The sequence below is a fragment of the Coriobacteriia bacterium genome (assembly GCA_013334745.1).
GTDB lineage: Bacteria > Actinomycetota > Coriobacteriia > Anaerosomatales > JAAXUF01 > JAAXWY01.
Genome location: JAAXWY010000002.1, coordinates 61,048 through 81,205, shown reverse-complemented (window position 1 = coordinate 81,205; position 20,158 = coordinate 61,048). Strand labels below are relative to the sequence as shown.

Annotated in this window: 25 protein-coding genes and 1 tRNA gene; 10 read left to right on the top strand and 16 right to left on the bottom strand. The window is 62.0% G+C overall.

Going from position 1 to position 20,158, the window contains the following annotated elements; all coding sequences use genetic code 11:
• Nucleotides 1-93 precede the first annotated feature (93 nt).
• Together HGB10_01430 and HGB10_01425 are read left to right on the top strand one after the other, a co-directional pair.
• A complete protein-coding gene (locus HGB10_01430; GenBank protein ID NTU70476.1) occupies nucleotides 94-549 on the top strand; it encodes a rhodanese-like domain-containing protein in 456 nt (151 codons plus the stop codon).
• 15 nt (nucleotides 550-564) lie between these two features.
• Nucleotides 565-789, top strand: a complete 225-nt coding sequence (locus HGB10_01425) for a thioredoxin family protein (GenBank protein NTU70475.1) — start codon at nucleotides 565-567, stop codon at nucleotides 787-789.
• 492 nt (nucleotides 790-1,281) lie between these two features.
• Here HGB10_01425 and HGB10_01420 read toward each other — a convergent pair whose 3' ends face one another.
• Complete coding sequence (locus HGB10_01420; protein NTU70474.1) at nucleotides 1,282-1,620, bottom strand: P-II family nitrogen regulator; 339 nt, start codon at nucleotides 1,618-1,620, stop codon at nucleotides 1,282-1,284.
• Nucleotides 1,620-3,176: an ammonium transporter gene (locus HGB10_01415; protein ID NTU70473.1), complete on the bottom strand. Its 1,557-nt coding sequence runs from the start codon at nucleotides 3,174-3,176 to the stop codon at nucleotides 1,620-1,622. Before HGB10_01415 ends, HGB10_01420 begins: the two co-directional genes overlap by 1 nt.
• 347 nt (nucleotides 3,177-3,523) lie before the next feature.
• Between HGB10_01415 and HGB10_01410 the strand changes: the two genes are divergently transcribed.
• Nucleotides 3,524-4,747, top strand: a complete 1,224-nt coding sequence (locus tag HGB10_01410; protein ID NTU70472.1) for a cation:proton antiporter — start codon at nucleotides 3,524-3,526, stop codon at nucleotides 4,745-4,747.
• 36 nt (nucleotides 4,748-4,783) lie between these two features.
• Nucleotides 4,784-4,859, top strand: a tRNA-Ala gene (locus HGB10_01405).
• 49 nt (nucleotides 4,860-4,908) lie between these two features.
• On the opposite strand, the gene HGB10_01400 is transcribed toward HGB10_01405, so the two are convergent.
• The 3 genes from HGB10_01400 to HGB10_01390 form a co-directional block, all read right to left on the bottom strand.
• Nucleotides 4,909-6,099 carry a site-specific integrase gene (locus HGB10_01400; protein NTU70471.1) on the bottom strand — a complete coding sequence of 397 codons (1,191 nt, stop codon included), beginning with the start codon at nucleotides 6,097-6,099 and terminating at the stop codon, nucleotides 4,909-4,911.
• Between the two features lie 18 nt (nucleotides 6,100-6,117).
• Nucleotides 6,118-6,327, bottom strand: coding sequence for a helix-turn-helix domain-containing protein (locus HGB10_01395; protein ID NTU70470.1), 210 nt, complete (start codon nucleotides 6,325-6,327; stop codon nucleotides 6,118-6,120).
• A gap of 277 nt (nucleotides 6,328-6,604) precedes the next feature.
• Entirely contained in the window at nucleotides 6,605-7,333 is a 729-nt protein-coding gene (locus HGB10_01390) for a phage Gp37/Gp68 family protein (protein NTU70469.1), read from the bottom strand.
• Between the two features lie 379 nt (nucleotides 7,334-7,712).
• Between HGB10_01390 and HGB10_01385 the strand changes: the two genes are divergently transcribed.
• From HGB10_01385 to HGB10_01370, 4 genes are all read left to right on the top strand, one after another.
• Nucleotides 7,713-8,246 carry a hypothetical protein gene (locus HGB10_01385; protein NTU70468.1) on the top strand — a complete coding sequence of 178 codons (534 nt, stop codon included), beginning with the start codon at nucleotides 7,713-7,715 and terminating at the stop codon, nucleotides 8,244-8,246.
• A gap of 27 nt (nucleotides 8,247-8,273) precedes the next feature.
• Nucleotides 8,274-8,429, top strand: a complete 156-nt coding sequence (locus HGB10_01380) for a hypothetical protein (protein NTU70467.1) — start codon at nucleotides 8,274-8,276, stop codon at nucleotides 8,427-8,429.
• A 47-nt stretch (nucleotides 8,430-8,476) separates the two neighbouring features.
• Entirely contained in the window at nucleotides 8,477-8,674 is a 198-nt protein-coding gene (locus HGB10_01375; protein ID NTU70466.1) for a hypothetical protein, read from the top strand.
• Nucleotides 8,675-9,209: 535 nt separating this feature from the next.
• Nucleotides 9,210-9,350: a hypothetical protein gene (locus HGB10_01370; GenBank protein ID NTU70465.1), complete on the top strand. Its 141-nt coding sequence runs from the start codon at nucleotides 9,210-9,212 to the stop codon at nucleotides 9,348-9,350.
• 51 nt (nucleotides 9,351-9,401) lie between these two features.
• Here the strand turns inward: HGB10_01370 and HGB10_01365 are convergent, their stop codons facing one another.
• Complete coding sequence (locus HGB10_01365; GenBank protein ID NTU70464.1) at nucleotides 9,402-10,442, bottom strand: hypothetical protein; 1,041 nt, start codon at nucleotides 10,440-10,442, stop codon at nucleotides 9,402-9,404.
• A 46-nt stretch (nucleotides 10,443-10,488) separates the two neighbouring features.
• Nucleotides 10,489-10,632, bottom strand: coding sequence for a hypothetical protein (locus HGB10_01360; GenBank protein ID NTU70463.1), 144 nt, complete (start codon nucleotides 10,630-10,632; stop codon nucleotides 10,489-10,491).
• 146 nt (nucleotides 10,633-10,778) lie between these two features.
• Between HGB10_01360 and HGB10_01355 the strand changes: the two genes are divergently transcribed.
• Nucleotides 10,779-11,021, top strand: a complete 243-nt coding sequence (locus tag HGB10_01355) for a helix-turn-helix transcriptional regulator (GenBank protein ID NTU70462.1) — start codon at nucleotides 10,779-10,781, stop codon at nucleotides 11,019-11,021.
• 28 nt (nucleotides 11,022-11,049) lie between these two features.
• Here the strand turns inward: HGB10_01355 and HGB10_01350 are convergent, their stop codons facing one another.
• Nucleotides 11,050-11,460, bottom strand: a complete 411-nt coding sequence (locus HGB10_01350) for a hypothetical protein (GenBank protein ID NTU70461.1) — start codon at nucleotides 11,458-11,460, stop codon at nucleotides 11,050-11,052.
• A gap of 103 nt (nucleotides 11,461-11,563) precedes the next feature.
• Here HGB10_01350 and HGB10_01345 point away from each other — a divergent pair, with 103 nt between their 5' ends.
• Nucleotides 11,564-11,764 carry a hypothetical protein gene (locus HGB10_01345; GenBank protein NTU70460.1) on the top strand — a complete coding sequence of 67 codons (201 nt, stop codon included), beginning with the start codon at nucleotides 11,564-11,566 and terminating at the stop codon, nucleotides 11,762-11,764.
• On the opposite strand, the gene radC is transcribed toward HGB10_01345, so the two are convergent.
• From radC to HGB10_01305, 8 genes are all read right to left on the bottom strand, one after another.
• Nucleotides 11,757-12,380: a DNA repair protein RadC gene (radC, locus tag HGB10_01340; protein NTU70459.1), complete on the bottom strand. Its 624-nt coding sequence runs from the start codon at nucleotides 12,378-12,380 to the stop codon at nucleotides 11,757-11,759. The genes HGB10_01345 and radC overlap by 8 nt on opposite strands.
• A 143-nt stretch (nucleotides 12,381-12,523) precedes the next feature.
• Complete coding sequence (locus HGB10_01335; GenBank protein ID NTU70458.1) at nucleotides 12,524-13,432, bottom strand: tyrosine-type recombinase/integrase; 909 nt, start codon at nucleotides 13,430-13,432, stop codon at nucleotides 12,524-12,526.
• A 261-nt stretch (nucleotides 13,433-13,693) separates the two neighbouring features.
• Entirely contained in the window at nucleotides 13,694-14,146 is a 453-nt protein-coding gene (locus tag HGB10_01330) for a hypothetical protein (GenBank protein NTU70457.1), read from the bottom strand.
• Between the two features lie 158 nt (nucleotides 14,147-14,304).
• Entirely contained in the window at nucleotides 14,305-14,661 is a 357-nt protein-coding gene (locus HGB10_01325) for a YraN family protein (GenBank protein ID NTU70456.1), read from the bottom strand.
• 268 nt (nucleotides 14,662-14,929) lie between these two features.
• Nucleotides 14,930-15,997, bottom strand: coding sequence for a restriction endonuclease, SacI family (locus HGB10_01320; GenBank protein NTU70455.1), 1,068 nt, complete (start codon nucleotides 15,995-15,997; stop codon nucleotides 14,930-14,932).
• A gap of 12 nt (nucleotides 15,998-16,009) precedes the next feature.
• The gene (dcm, locus tag HGB10_01315) at nucleotides 16,010-17,122 is read right to left on the bottom strand and encodes a DNA (cytosine-5-)-methyltransferase (GenBank protein ID NTU70454.1); all 1,113 of its coding nucleotides are present in this window, start codon (nucleotides 17,120-17,122) and stop codon (nucleotides 16,010-16,012) included.
• 69 nt (nucleotides 17,123-17,191) lie between these two features.
• Entirely contained in the window at nucleotides 17,192-17,782 is a 591-nt protein-coding gene (locus HGB10_01310) for a hypothetical protein (protein ID NTU70453.1), read from the bottom strand.
• Nucleotides 17,783-17,843: 61 nt separating this feature from the next.
• On the bottom strand, nucleotides 17,844-20,027 hold the full coding sequence (locus HGB10_01305; protein ID NTU70452.1) for an ATP-binding protein: 2,184 nt from the start codon (nucleotides 20,025-20,027) through the stop codon (nucleotides 17,844-17,846).
• Between the last annotated feature and the right edge of the window lie 131 nt (nucleotides 20,028-20,158).

Sequence of the window (20,158 nt, the reverse complement as noted above, 5' to 3'; positions counted from 1 at the left end):
ATCCCCGACCTGCGACTTGAGCGTCGGAGGTTGCGGTCAGGATACCCCGTGGGGTATAGTATTGCGTGTTGGCCACCCTGGAGGTGTTACGGGTTGAAGAAGTCTGTTGTGTGGATAATCGTCGCTGCCGTGGTCGTGGGGATCGGGTTCCTCGCGTTTAAGCCTGCGAGCGGCGGCGGTGTGAAGAACGTCGACTCCGCGGGCGTGACTGCCGCGGTCGACAAGGGCGCTCAGGTCATCGATGTGCGCTCGGCGGGCGAGTATCAGCTCGGTCACATCCCCGGAGCGGTGAACGTCCCGGTCGAGACGGTGCAGACCGCAGCCGCGAGCTGGGACAAGAACGCTACCTACGTCGTGTACTGCGCGACGGGTGCGAGGTCCACGGATGCCGTGAATACGATGACATCGATGGGCTTTGGCAACATCCTCCACTTCGCGGAGGGCATTCAGGCCTACACCGGTGAGCTCACGACCGGTGGAGAGAGCTCGAGTCAGACGATCGAGACCGCTGGCAAGCCCGTGTTCATCGAGTTCTACACCAACTCTTGACCCACCTGCGCAGAGATGAAGCCCCTGGTCGAGGGGCTAGAGAAGCAGTACAGCGATAAGGTGGAGTTCCGGAGGCTCAACGTCGAGACCGATCAGGCCGCGATCGAACTTGCGAACAAGATGGGCGTGCAGTACGTCCCCACCTTCGTGTTCGCGAACTCCAACGGCATCGTGTCGAAGAACATCGTCGGTGCGATGACTCAGGAGAACATGAAGACCTCGATCGAGGCACTGAACTAGACGCTTATCGGGAAGTCCATAGCGTTCATCGCCGAATGAATACCGAACGGCTCCCATGCGGAGCCGTTCGTCGTTTCGACGGTCAATAGGGGTGTGAGTCGTAACGAGCGGGCGTATATTCCTAGGAGAGGACGCTTTGCTCGGCGTCCGCACCCGTCCGGTCAGGAGGTCAAACTGCAGACGGAAAGCACCACAGAGCAGTACGACCGGGATGGCAGATGAAGGTTCCGGGGAAGCGACCGTAGAGATCGGACGCGAAGCGGGATCAGGCATAAGCCGTTGATTCGCCGGGGATGAGGCCGAAGAGCACGTAGGATCGGCCAAGAGGTCCCCGAGAGTAGCCCACACAGGGGCGCTTCAGGCGGTGCGAAGGCCATCCCGGTCAAGACGTTTCCCGGCTAGGCTGCAGATACGAGCCTCACCGGTACACGAGGAGCGGGCCCCTGGAAGGGACCCGCTCCTTTGCGTTGTGCCTATGGTGAGGCGTGAGGGCTAGAGTGCCTCCGGTCCGCTCTCACCGGTACGAACTCGGTAGACCTCTTCGACCGTCGAGACGAAGATCTTGCCGTCTCCGATACGGTCGGTCTTCGCGGCCTTGGAGATCGCCGCCACCAGGTCGGTGACCTCGTGGTCGTTGACGACCGCGACGAGCGAGACCTTGGGGAGCAGGTCGATCACGTACTCGGCGCCACGCCAGTGCTGCGAGATGCCGCCCTGCGTTCCGTGGCCCTTCACCTCCGTGATCGTCAGACCCTTGTGGCCGAGAGCAACGACCGCTTCCTTCACGGCATCGAGCTTCTCCGGGCGAACGATAGCTTCGACACGCTTCATTACGACTCACCTCCGACGCCATCAGTCACGGGGCTGGTGCTCACGAAGTCCGGGTAGGCCAGCACGCCCATCTCGGTCGCGTCCAGACCGGAGATCTCATCGGCCTCGGAGGAGCGCAGACCCATGACGGCCTTCTGGACCTTGAAGAACAGGTAGAACAGGCCGAATGCCCACGATGCGGCGACGACCACTGCGATGAGCTGGGCGAAGAGCTGGCCCGGGTCACCGTAGAACAGGCCGGTCACGTTCTCGGCCACGCCGTTGAAGCCGGCGCCGTAGCTGCCATCGGCGAACAGACCGAGGGCGATCATGCCCCACGCGCCGTTGACGCCGTGGACCGAAGACGCACCCACCGGGTCATCGATCTTGAGCTTGCGCTCGATGAAGATGACGGAGTAGACGACCAAGATACCGGCGATACCACCGATGACGACCGACGCCCACGGACCGACGAACGCACAGGGAGCGGTGATGGCGACGAGGCCGGCGAGCGAACCGTTGATAGCCATCGACGGGTCGGGCTTGCCCCACATCTTCCACACCAGGAACATCGCGGTCATCATGCCTGCGGCGCCTGCAAGCAGCGTGTTGGCGATGATGACGGAGAAGCGCATGTCACCGGCGGCCAGGGTGGACATGCCGTTGAAGCCGAACCAACCGAAGAACAGGATGATGGTACCGAGGACTGCCATCGGGATGTGGTGACCCGGGATGGCGACGGGGGTGCCGTCCTTCTTGAACTTGCCGATACGAGGGCCGATGACGATCGCGCCTGCGAGGGCGGAGAAGCCACCGATCATGTGCACGACGGATGAGCCGGCGAAGTCGAGCGCGCCGTGGCCGAGGCCGAGGTTGTTGCCGAGCTGCGACAGCCAGCCGCCGCCCCACACCCACATGCCGTAGACCGGGTAGACCACAACGGCCATGAAGACGCCCATCGGGATGAACGCGGAGAACTTCCAGCGCTCGGCCATCGCGCCGGTGACGATCGTGGCGGCCGTGTCCATGAAGACGAGCTGGAAGAGGAAGAACGCGAAGATGCCGACGTCGAGCGTGCCGTCACCCAGCGAGCCGAGGAAGAAGCCCTTGTAGGCGAACAGGCCCCAACCGGGCGCCGCGGCGACTACCTTGTCGAGCGGCTCGACGCCGCCGAGAAGAGCGATGGAGCCGAAGCCCCCGAACTGGATTGCGAATCCTGCGGCCCAGTACGCAAGGGCACCGATGCCGAAGACGATGAAGTTCGTCATGGCCACATGCGCCGCGTTCTTGGAGCGACAGAAGCCGGTCTCAACGAGCATGAAGCCCGCCTGCATGAAGAAGATCAAGAACACACCGACCATAACGAAGAACATGTTGGTGCTGATGGTCAGGTGGCCGAGACTCGCACCGACTTCTTCGAGTGTCGGGGCGCCGGGAGTGGCAGCGGTGATCGCGTTGATGTCACCGGTGGCAGCACCGGTGGGGTCGCCCGCGAGAGCCAGGCCAGTCAGAAGTACGAATGCGACGATCGAAAGAAGCACCGTACGCACGGCAGCTCGCCTGAAAATGTCAGGCATTCTCCCTTTTACTGCGGAAGGGTCGAAGAGACGCGTCATAAGCGACTTCAACGCCCACACCTCCTTAGGTGGCGACGATCCGCGGGTTGCGGAACGCCTCGGGGGGTACAAGCGCCGTACGTCGTTGGACGGCGACCTCGGAGTTGCGCTTCTCCGAGCAGACCGATTGCGGTCGTGGAGCAACCCTACGGTGTCCATATTTCGGGGGAGTTTCCGTACGAACAACGAGCCGTGAAACATGCGTTTCGCGATTTCGACACGCCGAAAGCTGCCGGTACGCGTTACGAAACAGACGGGAAACCCGGCGGGACTAGCCTTACGCGTACGCGAACTACTCGGAGGCAGTCATGGAAACCGAAACCTCACGCGTCCTTATAAGCCTGTTGATCGTCTTCGGCGCCGGAAAGCTCATGGGCGAGGTGTTCGAGCGACTCCGTCAGCCGGCGGTCATCGGCGAACTGCTTGCGGGCATCATCATCGGACCCGGGCTGCTCGGATGGGTGGAGCCGGGAGCGGTTCTGTCGACCGTCGCGACGATGGGCGTGATCGTGCTCATGTTCGTCGTGGGGCTCGAGACGCGGCCCAGCGAGCTGTTCAAGGTGGGTGGGCGCGCACTCGTGGTGGGCAGCGTCGGGATCGTACTGCCACTCGCGTGCGGGTACTGGTTCGGAATGACGATGGGCAACGGACGGCCCGAGGCGTTGTTCATCGGCACCGCGCTCGTCGCGACCTCCGTGGGTATCACCGCGCGCGTGCTCGCGGACCGTGGGTTCCTCAGCGCGACTGAATCGCGCATCATCCTGGCCGCCGCCGTCATCGACGACGTGCTCGGAATGCTCGTGCTGTCGCTCGTGGTGGGGTCGAGTCGCGGCGGTGTGGACATCGCGCACATGGCGGTGCTCATCGGTCAGGTCGTGGTGTTCGTCGGCTTCGAGCTGCTCATCGCGCCCAAACTGGTCTCGCGTCACGCGCACTGGCTCGACAAGCTCAAGATCCCCAATGCCGGGTTCGTGGTGGCTCTCATCGTGATGCTGGGAATGGCGGCACTTTCCGAGGCGATCGGGCTGGCCGGCATCGTGGGTGCGTTCTTTGCAGGCATGATGTTCGCCGAGACCGAAGACCGCTGGGAACTCACCAGACAGACTCGGCCACTGTACGAGTGGCTCGTGCCGTACTTCTTCGTCGTGACGGGCATGCAGGTGCAGCCGTCTCTGTTCGCAGACTCAAAGGTGCTCGTGCCCGGTCTGGTGCTCGTTGCCATCGCGCTGGCGACCAAGGTCATCGGTTGCGGGCTCGGGGCGGCAGGAATGGGCTATCGCAAGATGCTTGCGATCGGCATCGGCATGGTTCCGCGTGGTGAGGTCGGGCTGATCGTGGCATCGACCGGCCTGGCGATGGGCGTCATCGGTTCGACGAGCTACGCGATGATCATCATGGTGGTCGTGGCATCCACCGTTGCCGTGCCGCCGCTGCTCGCAGTCGTGTTCCCATGGGCGATGACCGAGCCAATCGACCCCGTGGCCGAGCTCCTCGCCGAGGCGCCCGTGCTCGCGCTCGTGAACGAGGAGTAGCGGACAGAGCAAGCGGTGATATACTCTCCCGCGCACGGGGACGTAGCTCAGCTGGGAGAGCATCGGCTTTGCAAGCCGAGGGTCGAGGGTTCGAGCCCCTTCGTCTCCACCAAAGAATATGCAGGTCAGGGAGTGTGTTTGCTCCCTGGCCTGTTTGTCTCTCAGGCAGCTGACTGCGCCTCTTCTTCAGTATTTCTGTAGTCCGGCGCAGACTCGAGGGCAATGAACTGGCCGACAGGATGGCGGTTGGCGGGTTCCGAACCCAGCCACTTCTCCACATCGGCCACCGCCTCTTGCTGCTCGTCGCCGTAGATTCCTACGTAATACGTGAGGCTCGTTCGGGCGTTGCTGTGGCCCATGGTCGCTTGCAGATAGGCTGCGCTCCGCCCGTGCCTAGCCGTCATCGACCCGTACGTACGTCTCAGGTCGTGCATCGTGATGTGGCGCCCGATACCAGATGCCTCGACGGCTGGCGCCCACACCCTGCGAACGAAGTTGCTAGCCATGATCGGCGTGCCGGATTCAGTAGGGAACAGCAGGTCGAGCTCGTTGGCGGGACGGTGCTCGAGGTGTCGACGCAACGCCTCCACCACGCTGGGCGCAAGCGGTATGACCCTTACGGCGTTCTCGGTCTTCGGCTCCACTAGGCGACCGTTCACTAGCTGATGGGTCACGCGGAGCTCGCCACGCTCAAGGTCGATGCTGTCAGTCGTGAGGCCGAAGGCCTCTGAACGACGGAGCCCTGCCGTTGCCATGATCAGGGCCATGGGTCTGTAGAGCTCGGGAAATACGTCGAGCAGACTGCGAAGCTCCGCCGGCGTCAGTGGCTGGATGCGCTTGCGTGGCAGCTTGGGCAGGTTCTTGATCCCGCTGGCAGTCGGCGAAGCATCGATGTATCCGAACTCGATGGCGAAGTTGAACACCTGGGTTAGCCTCGTCGCGAACTTGCGGACGGTATGCACCCCTAGAGGTTGTTTGCACAGCCAAGACACGTACAAGGCGACATCACGGCGTTCAACCGAGTCCACCGGTACATTCTTGAAGTAGTGGCGCATACGCTTCGCGGCCGCCTCGTAGTCGTTGATGGTATTGGGCCTCAGGTTCGACACGTGCACGGACATCCACTCGTCTACAAGGTCGGAGAAGCCGATCACTCTTCGCCGAACGAGTGGCCGTCCGAGACGAATACGCTCCTCCTCCTGTCGGATGGCCTCATTCGCAGCGGCCTTGGTGGCAAAGGTTCCGAGGTAGCGATTCCGGCCCGCGTTCTTGTCGTAGCGGTAGGCCTGCCAACGCACACTAGGCTTGCCTCCCGATCGCTTGCTGTCGAGCTCGTACTTGTATACAGGCATGGCGATGCCGCCCTTTCTCTAGTTGTTGTGCATGTCGTCGTGGAGCTGGGAGCTCGAGCGACGCGAAAGCCATCCGGTGATTGCCCGGCGGGAAAAGCGACGGGAACGGCCAACCATGATGGTCGGCAGCACTCCCGAGCGGGAGTTGCGATACACCCATGCCTCCGACTTGCGGAGGAAGCGGGCCAACTCGGCAACGGTCATGAGCGGATCCTGCGTGATGTTCATGTTCTCAGGCATAGCGAAGCCATCCTCACCGGAGCGATTGCCCCGAGAAGTTGCGCCGTTGTGGCGCTCAACTAAGGGGATGGCCTCCCAGCCGGATGATGCAGAAATGGCTCGTGTGAGTCGGGTGGTGCGTTAGGGGGAGGACCTACGGCTTTGGGTAGCGCTCGGGACCTGCGGTGTCCCGCCAACTTGGACCAGGTTGCTCTGTGTTCATCCTCTCGGGTCCTGTCGAAGATCCCGGCCACGAGAACCGGGCTGTCAGCTGGATCGTCATGGTTTACGCGGCATCCTCATCGGCTGCCCGCTTCGGCATCTCGTCCCAGATCACGCCATCGAGCTCACGACCGAGCTTCCTGGGCCGAAACCCGGCGAACTGTTTCAGGAAGAAGCTCACGCCCTCGCCCACACAGCGGTCGCGGAGGTCACGAGTCCAGTCTGGGTCCATCGGACGCCAGCCCTTGCCGGACTCACCGCCGACGATGACCTGGTCGATGCCTGTCAGGTCGAGGTCGGTCAGCGGACCGAGAAGCGGCTCTGCGCTGATGAACCGGACCGCTGCCGGCACCTGCCGGAGATCATCCACACGGTGCACGTAGTCGTTATTCTCGACCGTGACGCCCACCCAGATGTTCGGTGCGAAGGTGAGCTCTGGCGCCAACGACGCTAGCCGACCCGAGCGCCTGGTGAGCACCTGATACGTGTGCTGTGGTGTCTCCGCCATGACGGCGAACACGGATTTGATGAACTCGTCCGGCACGTCGTCGTGGAAGAGGTCAGCCATGCTGCAGACGAACACCAGACGGCGCTTGATCCACCCCCTAGGCTCATCAAGGCACTCGGGGTGAGTGGTGACCTGAAAGCCGTTCGCGTACTTGTCCTGGCCCATGGCCCGAAGACGTACTGCCAGACGCTCCGCATAGCAGTTCTTGCAGCCGGCGCTGGTCTTGGTGCAACCGGTCACTGGGTTCCACGTGGACTCGGTCCACGCGATCTTGCTCTTGCTCATACGGGCTATCCTTCCTCGGCGGATTTCACCCGCCTTCTCGACGATCGGTCGTTCTAGACCTGACCAAATACTGGCACGGAGCCGGCCTCGGGATTCGCTGCGGACAGCCCGGCGGCGGGCGTTTCCCGACGAACGCGAGGTCGCCTGCAGGGTCGTCGGTGGAAGTCGACCGTGCCGTGCATCCAGTCGAGCTCCTCCTACGCGAGAGACAGCACGTGGCTGATCGAGCGCTCGCATCGGAGGACGCTCGGTACTTCGCGAGTTGTGCACTTTTTCAGATCGAAGCCGTACTACTTAGGTAGAGCCCGGAACCCCGGACTTGATGGATAGGTATGTCCAGAGGGAGATACCGGGAAGATGGAGAGGCTGAAGAAGGAAGATGAGTAACCAAGTACCTAGGGTTCGACGCTCGGAGATCAAGCGACGCCACCGGGAGATATCGCGGCTGTATCCGTATGAGTCGCAGGAGATCCCCGACAGGGTGGACGCCGACCGCTACTTCATCACCGACACGAGGATCGTGCGATTGGCCGAGGATCATCTGATGGCCCGAATGCCGGCGGCTCTTTTCTTCAGCGGTACGTATCGCAAAGCACCAAAGGGGAAGGCCGCAGCCGACGTCGTACTCGACGACTTCGAGAAGTGCATCCGAGATGCCGGATACACGGGCAACTTCTTCGCCACAGCGCACCAGAACCACGACGACGGGGGCATCCACGTCCACGCCATCTGCGACTGGGACGAGAACATAGGAGCGATCGGCAAAGCGTGGGGTTCTGCGCATGGCATCTGGAAGGGTGGCCCGGCCGATCCCGGCGCCTACTTCTATGTAGCGACGCGGGCCTCAGATCCGTCGGTGCGGACTTCGGTGCTTGACCGCACTCTGTCTGTGGCTCAGGTCGGTGCTCGTTAGGTGACGGCGCCAAGTGAAGGAGACTCCGTGACTGACACGCATCGACAGTCGATGGAAGAAGCCGACGCACGATTCGAGCTCGCAATCGAGATGGCCGACAGGACCGCTCGGCTGACCATCGAGCTGATCGCATTCCTGATCGCGTTGAACCTGCTCGTACTCGCATTGGCGGTGCTGCAGTAGAGGCGTCGGAGATGGCCTGGCCGACCGCCGACCGAAGGGAGCAGCCAATGTGCGGCACCAAGAACGCGAGCACCGAGTCCGAGCCAAGGAGCTTCCTTCTGGCGATCGCCGACGAGATCGTGGAGATGGCGTACGGTTCAGCCTCCGAACCGAGTCGCGATTCGGCGACCGACCTACGTTGTCGAAGAGCGCCGACGTGCCCGGGCTACAGCACGATGTGCCATCAAGACTCGGCCGAGGAGTAGGTCGATGGGCGCAGCCACACATCAGGACAACACCTCCCCGTGTGCGGGGACACTGAATGTATCGGAGCGAAATAGCGGATCTGGACACGAACCGGCCGGCAACTACGGCCTCAGCAGGTTCAACAGTGTCAACTACGCAACGCACCTCGAAGGGCCTATCCCATGCCCAGGGACCGGTCGCTGCCACTACCGCTACTGCGATGCCGGCTACCCTTCCACAACTGTCGGCGATCCTTGTCCTTGGGAACAGGAGTTCAGCCGCCGATTCCTGGCTCAGTTCCACGAGACGTGGGCCGCCCTCAAGATATGGCCGGACGTGGAGGACTTCGATGCACTCGCCACCGAAGCGCTCAACATCGATCTGCAGAGAACGAGGTGCATCACTCGGCTGAACCACTCGATGCTGCTGATGATGCAAGGACGCGATTCGTGGGCGAAAGCAACGCGGGAGAGCCGCCTCGCGAACCTGTATCTAGACCGCCTGAGAGGCCGTCAGAGGCGACTTGAAGACGAGTTGGTAGCAGGAGTCGACCGGATGCGGAAACGAGCAGAATATCTGTCGGGCGGGAAGCTCCGTGCCATCGAGATGTACCTGCTCGGCAAGCAGCATGCAGCCGGCGAGAGTGATGCGCCTTTCGACCCGATGAGTGATCCGTTCATCGGCGGCACCGCCTGATTGGCCTTCCTGTTCGTTGGGCGAACGGTTGCACCCCGACTGCAATCCGCTTCATGTCCGTGGGTCGTAGAAGCTGACGCCACAAAGTGGACAGGATCGCGGCCACTTTGGCCAGCCGCCACCCTCCCAATCGCCTTCGCAGTTGCTGCACCACAACCAATCCCCGGAGTCGTTCACCGCTATCGAGTGGCCCAGTGCTTCGATTGCGTGCTGCCGGCATCCTGGAAGATCACTGGCCTTCAAGTGCGGCAAGATCGCACTGAGGGAATCACGCACATGCGGATTCATCCACTTGAGCGAGCAAAGCGCCTCCAGTGAGCACGCGGCTCTTGCTGCTGCAGCCGAATCGCCCGATAGCGCAAACATGCAGAGCAGGGCTTCTCCGACAGCTCGGACATCCGTGCGGAGCTCGGGTGAATCGGCGTCGATGTCCTCAAGTGCAAGCCATGCCGTGGTGATCACGAGGTGCCAGTCGGAGAGCGTGACAGCGTCAACGCTCCAATCGCCGGTCCTTGTCGCCGACCTCGTCGCAAAGGTCAGCGATGGTTGCAGCTCATCGCAGAACAGCACATCCGAGTCCTCAGGCTCAGCGCTACTCCAGGCCTCGAGCGCCTGGCCTATACGTTGGTCGCGATCGGCAACGCTTGATGCCAATGCCTTCGCGGCTTCGGCTGCACGGACTCTTGTGCGCTCAAAGTCGATTTCGTTGTGCGGGAACGGGGAGCCTTGTCTAAGCCAGGCGGTGAAGCGGTCATGATTCGCCGTGGCCCATGCCTCCGAGAACTGGACAACCCAGAACCTCTGTTTCGTCTCTCGAAATCTCAGACCGGAGTCCAGGAAACTGCCGCCTTCGTCCACGACGCAGCGGGCGGCTTGATTTGCTGGGCTGATGTCGCAGACGAGGGCGACGTCGCCACCGTGTCGCTCACGCAACTGGAACCATCCCAACCGACTCTCATGCATCGGACGCCACCAGTTCAAGCAGGCATCTAGTGCCTCCGTAAGCGAAGAATAGGCGCCCATCCACTCGCCGCCCACACGCACTCTGCGCTCGGGCTGGCCACACTCAGCGTCAATCCAGTAGAGATCCATAGTCGCTCCTGTCGCAAGAGCTGAAAGGGATGAGGAGCGACCCGCCCTAAAGCGACCCGCTCCCGGTGATTACTCGAAAGCCGCCGCCGATACAGAAGACCGCCGGCAGCAGGCTGATTGGCGATAGCGGGATCGTGAACAGCAAGAAGATCCCGAAGCCGATGAACAGGGTCCCGAGAAGAACTTTCACGTTGCTTCCCCTCGTCGCAACGATGTTGCAGATGCCACATCTCACCAGCACGAACGCGAAATGATGTTGCATCAGTATATGTTGCCTGTGTACCACGTTGCCTGTGAACCGTAGACCCCTGAACCGAGTGCCTCAATGCTCGCTCCATGCGAGAACAGAAGGCAGAGCTCATGGACTTCGGTAAACGGCTCAGGGAGCTGCGGGACGAGCGTTCCCTGACTCAGGAGAAGCTCGCCCACCTCGCCGGTCTGGAGCGCACCTACATCTCGCAAGCGGAGCAAGGTCGCAGAAACACGACGATCCTCACGCTGCAGAAGTTGGCAACTGCTCTCGAGGTCGACATCACCGAACTGCTGATGCCGCCGACCGGAGAAGTGGATCAGGACTGACCCCACAGCTCCCTGTCCGGCCGTCCTTCTACTCGTTCTCGAGCGCCCTACTTGCAGCAACCTGGATCGAGCGGGACACATCCGCAGTCACGTCAGCCACGCGAGCAGTACACCTGCTGACAAACACCAGACTCTTGAGACCGAGTCGACGTGCGTCGTGAACGATCTCCTGCACATCGACCTGGGCGACGACCTCTCTGGCACGACCGATGGTGACGGCCTTGGCGTCTGCGACACGGATGCTGGCGGCCTCCCCGAACCGGGCCAACTCATACGCCCTACGAAGCGTCGGGTCAGAGAGCACTGCGAATGCGGCGTGCAGATCTGACGTACGGCGCCGACGAGCCTTGCGGGCAGCGAGCTGCTCCTCGAACGCAGCTTCGATCTCAACCCGCTTCGCACCTGGCTCGAGACCAAGCGTCTTGAAGTGATCGGTCATCAGGACCGACCTCCTTTCCTCTGTTCCGGCATCCCTGCCGAAACGACAAAGACCCCGACCACCCATGTAGGCGATCGGGGTCACTGACACGAATAGAACCTGCATGGAACTAGACGACGAGCAGAAATCACCCGTCTTCGGTGAAGCGATACAAGCGGCCATGGCAGCCAAAGGCCATGAGCTCACGCTGGCGGAGAGCCAGGAGTTCGCGAAGTCGCTGTTGAGGCTCTTCGAGCTCGGAGCCCTCGTCTTCTACGACGCGGATGGCAACGAAGTGAAGCTGCCTGGCGACTCAGCTACATGAGTCCCAGATCTCTGAGCGACGCATGCTCATCACCCCCAATGACGACGTGATCCAAGACCTCGATGCCGAGCACGTCTCCGGCCTTGACTAGCCTGCGGGTGAGTTGGATGTCGGCACCGCTCGGAGTCGGATCTCCGCTGGGGTGCTGGTGGCACACCACCACGGACGCGGCCGAAGCCATGACGGCCTCCTTGAACAGTTCGCGTGGATGCACGATCGATGCATTCAGGCTGCCGACGCTGACCTCCACGACCTTGAGGACACGGTTCTTTGTGTCCAAGCAGGCGCACCAGAAGATCTCTCTGTCGAGTCCGATCACGAGCGGCTTGATGAGGGCGACGACATCTTCGGGGGTCGAGATAACATCGGCCTTCCGAGCGGCACGAGCGGCAAGCGTCCTGCGACCGAGCTCCACGGCAGCCTCGAGCTTGGCGACGCTCTTCGGTCCGATGGTGCCGTACTCACGGGCGATCTCGACCAGGGGTGCTCCGCCTATCCAGCCATCGACCGCGAGCACGGTCGCGAGACGGGTGACGGCCTCGTCGTGTGACTGCCGTCCCAGGATCGTGGCAACGAGCTCCACGTCCGAGAGCCGGTCGGTTGTTGCGTACTTCATGAGGTACCTCCAGGAATAGCGAAAGCCAGCCTCCGCATCGGGAGACCGGCCTTCTTTGGCTTGGTAGTAAGAACTGGGTAAGCCGCGAGTGCGACTCTGGTTGGCGGTGGACGCCCCACCCCTCGGGGCGCCATCACCCGGCTCTATCGGTCGTTGATCATGGCATCCACCTTCCGGACTGCGTCGGTGCCGACAGATGGGATGAAGGCGGCGTAGGTCTCGAGCAGCGTGGTCGGGGAGGACCATCTGCCGAGTGCCGTGAGGGTCTTGATGTCGGTGCCGGCCTGCAGATGGGCGATCGTCCAGCTGGATCGCAGGTCGTGGAAACGGATGTGTGGCAGCCCCGCCCGATCGAGTGCGGTGGAAAGCACCCGGTTCGGAGTGGAGTCCGAGAGCGGGGAGCCGTCTGACCTGCAGAACACGAGCTTGTGGCCGCGTGCCTGCCTACGCCTTTGCTCTATCAAAGGGAGCAAAGACTCCGGCAGCGGGACCGAAGAGACCGAAGACGTCGTCTTAGTGGACGTCACGACACCGCCACGAAGGGACTTGGTGATCCGGATGTTCATGCTGCCCGGGCTGATGTCATCGAACTCGAGGGCGAGGCACTCGGACTTGCGCAGTCCGCAGAGTGCGGGGAGTGCCAGCAACAAGCGCCAGGACGAGGGCGTGGCGTCCAGCAACAGGCGGATCTGTCCGGGATCGAGGTACTTCTTGTCGCGAGGCTCGATGTGGATGGAGCCCACGAGCCGGGCGACGTTGCGAGACAAGACCCCGTAGTCGACGGCCGTGTCGAGTATCCGGCGTAGCACGATGACGCGGTTCCGCACGGTGCGAGGGGAAGCCCCGTTGGCGATGGAAGCGGCGATCCATTCCTGGATGCGCTGAGGGGCAAGCTCCGGCAGTGGAGTGGACCCGAACTCGGGGATCAAGTGCCGGCGCACGATCGTCTCGTACTCACGAAACGCTGACGCTTTGAGCTCGACGACGGCACGCGTGGCAAGCCACTGCAGTGCGAACTCGGAGAACAGGGGCGGCTTTGCTCCTGTCGGCATGACTACCTCCTTGAAGGAGAGAAGGCACCCCGGATGGGATGCCTACGAGTGGATGGAAGATGTGAGCGTGGTGCGTGAGGGAGGTGCCCTACCTGCCGATGAGAACGCTTGACCCGACGGAGCGGACCAAGCTCGACACATCGGCGGACACGCTGGCACCAAGGAACGCAGCTCGACGGCTCGAGATCTCAATATCCATGGAGAGCCGTACTCGCTAGACGCGAACCTTGGACGCCAGCGACTCACGGGCACCAAGTACAACTACACGCACGCGGCAAGACGCTCACGTTCAGCGTCAGTGCCGACCTGCCAGATCAAGTCGTCGACGTGCATGTCGAGTGCACAGGCGAGGCTGTCCATCGACGCGAAGCCCGCACGTCCTTTGTGACCGACGACCGAGGCCCAGCCTTCCGAGAGTTCAGGCTCCATGAGCGCACCCACGTGCATGAGCGGGATGCGGCGCTGGAAGAAGAACGCGTTCCAGCGACCACGGTCGATGAAGACGGTGGTGGCACCTGACATGCGACCGGAACCGGTGACCGGGAAACTCGGCTCAGGGGCATAGCGACGGCGCAGCTCGGCCACGCCTTCGACAGCGGCAGGATCGGAGATGACAGCGGCAAGCCATGCCACCGCATCGCCTGACGGGCGCAGGTGGGTGAGCATGTCGACGAGGTCGGCGCTGGCGGTGGACTTCACTTCGGCGGGTGTCATGTCATGACTCCTTCTCGTGAACGCGAAGAGGCCCCTGGCAACGAGCACCAAGGGCCCTTCGCTATTCGGACTGAAAGTACAAGAAGAGCCGCACAGGGGATCCTGTACGGCCTCGGTGGTGCGCACCTATGGGAGATCGGCTCCCGTCGGTGGTGGTGCTAGGCGTTCAGTGCGTCGCGATGGTGACGTAGGAGTGCCCGGTCCTCGGAGATCACGAGCAGCTCGATGCGGTCGTAGCGCCACGCTTTGTCCTGCAGTTCGGCGTACTCGAGGTACGCCTCCGCGAGCTTAATGACACGACGAGTGACTGCCGGTGTGACGGCCTGGCTTCCTACCTGCTGGGCCGCCCTTCTCGTCTTCACGTCGACGACGACCAGCGTGTCAACGTCGAACGCGATGATGTCGATCACCCCGGCATCACAGTGCCAGCTACGCTCGACAACGCAGATGCCACAACGCTCCAAGTACGCGGCGGCGGCATCCTCACCTCTCGACTTCAGCGACTTCTTGGACATAGAGATCACCTCCTTCCTATATGGACTCAACGCAGACGGACGCGGCACCACCTCCTTTCCTGTCGTCAGATCTACCGACGCCAGAACGCAAAGAAGCCCGCCACCGAAGTAACGGGCCTCAAGACCACTACCCTCGAGGGGTAGGGGGCACTTATCTGACGAAACCGAAATCCATTAACACTATGACCCGCTTATAGCCGTAGACCGATTTCAGAACCCCGAACCCCATTCGAGGAGGCCGTCGCTGCGCTCCGGCACTAGACGCGACCTATCCCTCCCGAAAGTCGTAGGTCAAGCGAGCCCACCGCGACACGGTGGATCTCGGAGCACCAACCTGCAGAAGCCGCTCCGCGAGATGCTTGGGGAAGTTGCTGGCGAACTGGTCAACCGACGTGGGGCTCCAGGTAGCTGCTGTTGCGAGAAGGTCGACGGGCCCAACCACAACCTGCAGAGTAGGGGCCGTCTCCCCTGTGCCGAGGTCCACAATCGAGTCATAGTCGAAGGGTGCCTGCTGTGCAGCCAAGGCGACTACGAGTGCCTTGAGGACGCCAGCACCCATCAGACGGGATCGGAAACGCTCAGCGTCAGCCGGCGTTACCAGCTTCGCTCGAACTTCGATTGACAGTATCGGGTTGTCGCGACGGCCGTAGACCACCACGTCGCCGGGCAGGTGTCGCGACGGGTCGTTCACTAGTCCTGTGCGCACATCAGTGAACACGCACGACATGGCCGCTGCAACCACGGCCTGCGCCCGTTGACCGCCCTCGGGATTCTCCGCGAGGAACTCCTCAACCGCTGGTAGAAGTTGCGCAAGACCTCGGGCGGCCACCACATACGGGATCCGCTCTCCATCGAAGTGCTTGATGCCAGTTCGCACGAAAGCGGCCAGGGCAAGCAGCGCCTGAGGTGCGTCCAGACACTCTACGCGGCGAAGTGCGGAGAGCAAGTAGTCGAGTGCGCCCGAGTCCTTGGAGCGGTCAATCGCGTCGACCCTCGAGTAGGCGAAGAACGGCTGGTTGTTGAGCGGCTCCGGCCCCTTCGTGCGCAGATCGATGCCGACCTCTTGGGCCACTGGCACCACAACGTCCTTCGCGAGCGAACGTGCGGAGTAGCCACGAGGTCCCGCTGCCGCCTTGATCGACAGAGCATCAACAGCTGGGTTGGTGGCCTTCGCTAACAATGCCGTGAAGACGAACGGCGTGTACGTAGTTGGCATGGCGTCGGCACGAAGCGCTACTGAATGGGCCTCCCACTCAGTTGGGAGTGCGGTGTCTGACTTCGCAAGAGCCACTGCCTTCATCAGGGTCTCTCGTGCCTGAACCTTGTCGACTCTCACGCTGTCTCCCGACTAGAGTTCGCCCATCTGCTCCAATAGCGAGCGAATGACGACCTTCCCGAGCTCAAGGGGCACCGCATTCCCTATTTGCCGTTGGACCGTGCTGCGATCTTCGCCTGCATAGAAGGTAGGAGGAAAGGTCATAAGCCTTAGCAGTTCCGGCACCCGAAGTCGCCGAGCCCGCAGTTCACCTTGCCCATTCCTCACATTCTGCCAGTGGAATGGACCGACCCACGGGCCCGGTTGCGCTTGCACCGTCGTCGACGGCCTACCGGGCTCCAGCCTCAGCAAGAACGTCCAGTACCGCTTGCGCCAGCCGAACACTGGCGATCCGCCACCACGGTCTGTGTGCCACAAGTAGTTGTGGCCGGGTGGAACACTCGCCAGAAGCTCGCCGTACGCACCGTCAGCAATCTCGCCTGGCTCCGCCTTCGTGCGAAGGCCCTTGAACGCAGTGCGTGCAGTCACATAGGGTCTCAGGTTCTCATCGCTGCTGTCGTGACGTTCGCTGATACCCCCGTGAGTGGGAGTCGGGAACTCGAACGGCACGCCATCACGTCGACCAACAACGAATACCCGGCGCCGCAGCTGAGGCACACCGTAGTCAGCGGCCAGAAGAACCTTCCACTGGGGGTTGTAGCCAAGCTCGGAGAACTGCCCAAGTAGTCTCGCGAACTGGCTCGCGTGGGTACGGTAGGTTAGCCCCTGCACGTTCTCTAGCACGAACCCGGCGGGCTGAGTGTCACGCACGACACGCACGTACTCGTCGAGCAGCGAGGCGTCGGGGTCAGTACTCGTGCGCTTCTCCTCGAGCCAGAAGCCCGACTTGGAGAACGGCGTACACGGAGGGCCCCCAACGACTAGGAATGCGTCACCCTTTCTGAGGCCGGCCGCCTTCATGATGCCTGAGGACGTCATCTGTCTGATGTCGCCTTGGAGCGTTGGCACCCCCGGGAAGTTGCGCTCAAATGACGCAAGTGCAGCTTTGTCCCAGTCCGTTGCAACAACCGTCTCCAGAGGGCCGTCCGCCCCATCCTGCACGAGCGGAGCCTCAGCGCATCTATGCACGGCAAGGTCAAGGCCACCAGCGCCCGCGAACAGGCTTATGACAGGGAGTTGCGACACGCAGTATCCGTCCTCGAGTGTGCGTCGATGTTCGCACCATAGAGTAACGGAGTGACACTCACAGCGGGGCTAGATCCCGTGCTTGATGACCAGTGCCTTTCCGCCGCCGATCATCTGAACGATGGCCAGCGCCAGCCGACCAGCGTCGAACGTCACCAGCTCGTCCGCGTCCAAGAGGTCCTGCGGACGACGTATCCGATAGTCACGTGTGACGACCACACGGACCGGCTTCTCACCTGTCAGGCTCGGCACTTGAAACAGCCCCCGCTCCAGCACCTCAGAACCCTCGTGCTGCGAAGCGATCGCCTTGGTCGCTCGCTCGATAACCTCGGTACCCTCAGCCAGCGGCGACTCGCCCTCACCCTCAGTCGTGATCGAGAGCACGTGTCCCTCAACAATGAATCCGCCGGTGAGCGCAGTGTCATCACCCTTCGGGTGCCACCAGATACCACTCACTGTCCGGGTATCGGGCTCCGGGCTTCCGTCCTCATGCTGCAGGTAGTCCGCATTGGCGACCGCTACGCGAACACCGACGAGGCCCAACGGCTTCGAGAGCACGCGTGCGAGAGCCTCGGTATCCACGTCGACAGAACCGTCGACGCCGATCGAGATGATGTCGTCGAGCTGCCCCGCTTCAAGGTGAACAAGTATGCGATCCAATGGTTGACCTCCCCGTCACGCCAGGATCACATCACACGACGGCGGAGGCAACCGGATGGGCTCAGAACGGGATGTCGTCGTCGAGCCCTGAAGGAACTGATGGGTGACTCGACTCGCCAATCGACGGGGCGCCAACCAACGTATCCGGCAGGGGGTCTGCGGACTCCTGCGCCTCAAGCCCCGTCCCGACAGTACCGTCCTCGGCGTTGCCCTCGTCGATGTCCAGCACCTGACATATCAGCGGTACCTGCGAGCGGAAGGCACTCCCTACCACAATCGCGTGTCGGTCAGGGAGGTTTGGTAGTGCCTTGACCAGTTCGTCACCCAAGTAGTTCGACAGGAAGTCGGCACTGGTGTTGTCGTAGCTTCTAAACGCAATCACGGAGGAGCACTGCGTCAGGACGGTCTTGGAGACGTTGGCGGTGCGTTGAGCGATGACGACGAACCCGATCCCGTACTTCCGGCCCTGCAATGCTATTTGGGCTATCGAGTTCAGCAGGCCCTCTGCCGACCTGTCCCCTCTGGCGCCGGCGAAGTTCCACTCTGGAACCACCGTGTGAGCCTCTTCCAGGACCACGGTGACGTTCTTGCCCGCAAGCCCGTCAGTCCGTGCGATATCAAAGAGCGTCCGCAAGAACCAACGCGTGTACTCCAGACTAGTAGCAGTGTTCTCAAAGCTCGGCAGCTCCAGCAGTGCATAGGTCCCGTCGTCAGCAGTGATCCAGTCCCCTAGAGACTGCCGGAAACCCTTGTCCAGATTGGCCTCGCAGTCGCGAATGAGGTTCTGGTCTCGCTTGTTGGGGAACTCAGCCATCTGCAGCATGAGCTTCTCGATTGACGCGATGAGCTTGCCCTGGACCTCCTGGGTCACTATCGCGTTCGGCGCCGGATCGCGTAGCAGACGTCCGTACTCGCCGGTTAGATCGACGACCACGACGCGAGAGTGATCGGTCGCGAGTTCCTTCAGAAGGTAGCGTGAGGTGACGGACTTGCCGCATCCGGTGACGCCAAGGATGGCGATGTGTGTCCCCCGCAGTGCGTCACGATTGAGTGCGACGGGGTACTCAGTTCCCGGCAGGTGGCCAAGAAGAATGGACTCGTCAGGAACGCTCGTGCTGCATGAGCCATCAACGGGGGTGATGAGTGTGTTCACTGGCGGAACCCAGCCGTATCTGACAAGCCCGCATTCCGCTGTGCTCCACACGCCCAACTGGACGGCTTCTGCGATTGTCAGCGCCTGTGCGTCCTCATGCCGGACTGCGGCGTCAAAGACCTGATAGATGACCTCGGTCTGGTCGCCATCTGCGGCCACGTTCGCCGCTAGTAACGAGCCCTCCTGAAGACCAGAGAGCGACAACGTCTGCACCTTGATTGATGAAATCCTTGAGTTGTCTGACACAAGACCGACACCGCTGGCAGTAGCCGCTTCGGGCAGGACGGCGACGTCCCCATGCTCAAACGCCGGCCCGGCTGGTGCAAGGACTCCGACATCCTCAATGACAACGGCCTCCGGACCACCGATCGTCCGATAGACCTTCGCAACCGTCCCTTGGCGACGAGCCGACGCGTCGTCTCCCGGCAGAATGTAGGCGACCTTCGATCCAGCAACTAGATCCGAGTACTTACCGACCGTCACGCGGAGCACGTTGTTCGGTTCAATCCTGACGATTGTGCCGACCACGGTTGTCTCCAGCGGTCGTGAGGCTCCCAGCCTTCGAGTGTCCAGCCCGAAGATCACTACGACGTACAAGAAGACCAGGCCCACCAAGTACGGGTCGTCCATCATGTATACAAGCGCTGTGGTCACCGCAATCGAGCCGAAGACGAGTCGGGCGCTGCCGTACTGAACGCTCAGCCCCTTGAGGCGGGCCGAAGTCGACCTCGCCCTCTCGGCCTTCGCCCCGTGCGCCTCCCTGTCAGGCAGGATCATGAGGGCAGCGCTCGAGCACGCAACGAGTCCAACGCACCAGACAAGGATGAGCCAGTACACCGGGCCCAAATCGCTCAAGCCCTCGTACGCGGGAATCAGTAGTAACACTCCGGAGATTGAGGTCGCCAGCGCACCGGACGGTGTGCCGAAGTAGTGCTCTACAAGGAAGACGACCAGCGTCATGGTCACTAGCGACGTGTACACGACCAGGGTCGGCACGTCCAACAGGAAGTCTTGCCCGGCGACGATGTAGAACGCTGCGGTCAGCGCAATGACCAGCACGACGAACGTGATAACTCTTGTCTTGCGTCCCAAGGAGACCCCCCAGACTCACCCGGCAGATACGACACCCGAGCGGACTCGGATATGCGGCCCCTAGGATTATGCAGGTTCGCTGCGACATCAGCATGTGCGTGACTCAGCTTTGGTTGATCAGCAAGCGAGGA

Coding starts and splice junctions, on each gene's coding strand:
- HGB10_01425 (NTU70475.1), top strand. CDS start 565: ATGAAGCCCCTGGTCGAGGGGCTAGAGAAGCAGTACAGCGATAAGGTG.
- HGB10_01420 (NTU70474.1), bottom strand. CDS start 1,620: ATGAAGCGTGTCGAAGCTATCGTTCGCCCGGAGAAGCTCGATGCCGTG.
- HGB10_01415 (NTU70473.1), bottom strand. CDS start 3,176: ATGCCTGACATTTTCAGGCGAGCTGCCGTGCGTACGGTGCTTCTTTCG.
- HGB10_01410 (NTU70472.1), top strand. CDS start 3,524: ATGGAAACCGAAACCTCACGCGTCCTTATAAGCCTGTTGATCGTCTTC.
- HGB10_01400 (NTU70471.1), bottom strand. CDS start 6,099: ATGCCTGTATACAAGTACGAGCTCGACAGCAAGCGATCGGGAGGCAAG.
- HGB10_01395 (NTU70470.1), bottom strand. CDS start 6,327: ATGAACATCACGCAGGATCCGCTCATGACCGTTGCCGAGTTGGCCCGC.
- HGB10_01390 (NTU70469.1), bottom strand. CDS start 7,333: ATGAGCAAGAGCAAGATCGCGTGGACCGAGTCCACGTGGAACCCAGTG.
- HGB10_01385 (NTU70468.1), top strand. CDS start 7,713: ATGAGTAACCAAGTACCTAGGGTTCGACGCTCGGAGATCAAGCGACGC.
- HGB10_01375 (NTU70466.1), top strand. CDS start 8,477: ATGTGCGGCACCAAGAACGCGAGCACCGAGTCCGAGCCAAGGAGCTTC.
- HGB10_01370 (NTU70465.1), top strand. CDS start 9,210: ATGCGGAAACGAGCAGAATATCTGTCGGGCGGGAAGCTCCGTGCCATC.
- HGB10_01365 (NTU70464.1), bottom strand. CDS start 10,442: ATGGATCTCTACTGGATTGACGCTGAGTGTGGCCAGCCCGAGCGCAGA.
- HGB10_01355 (NTU70462.1), top strand. CDS start 10,779: ATGCGAGAACAGAAGGCAGAGCTCATGGACTTCGGTAAACGGCTCAGG.
- HGB10_01350 (NTU70461.1), bottom strand. CDS start 11,460: ATGACCGATCACTTCAAGACGCTTGGTCTCGAGCCAGGTGCGAAGCGG.
- HGB10_01345 (NTU70460.1), top strand. CDS start 11,564: ATGGAACTAGACGACGAGCAGAAATCACCCGTCTTCGGTGAAGCGATA.
- radC (NTU70459.1), bottom strand. CDS start 12,380: ATGAAGTACGCAACAACCGACCGGCTCTCGGACGTGGAGCTCGTTGCC.
- HGB10_01335 (NTU70458.1), bottom strand. CDS start 13,432: ATGCCGACAGGAGCAAAGCCGCCCCTGTTCTCCGAGTTCGCACTGCAG.
- HGB10_01330 (NTU70457.1), bottom strand. CDS start 14,146: ATGACACCCGCCGAAGTGAAGTCCACCGCCAGCGCCGACCTCGTCGAC.
- HGB10_01325 (NTU70456.1), bottom strand. CDS start 14,661: ATGTCCAAGAAGTCGCTGAAGTCGAGAGGTGAGGATGCCGCCGCCGCG.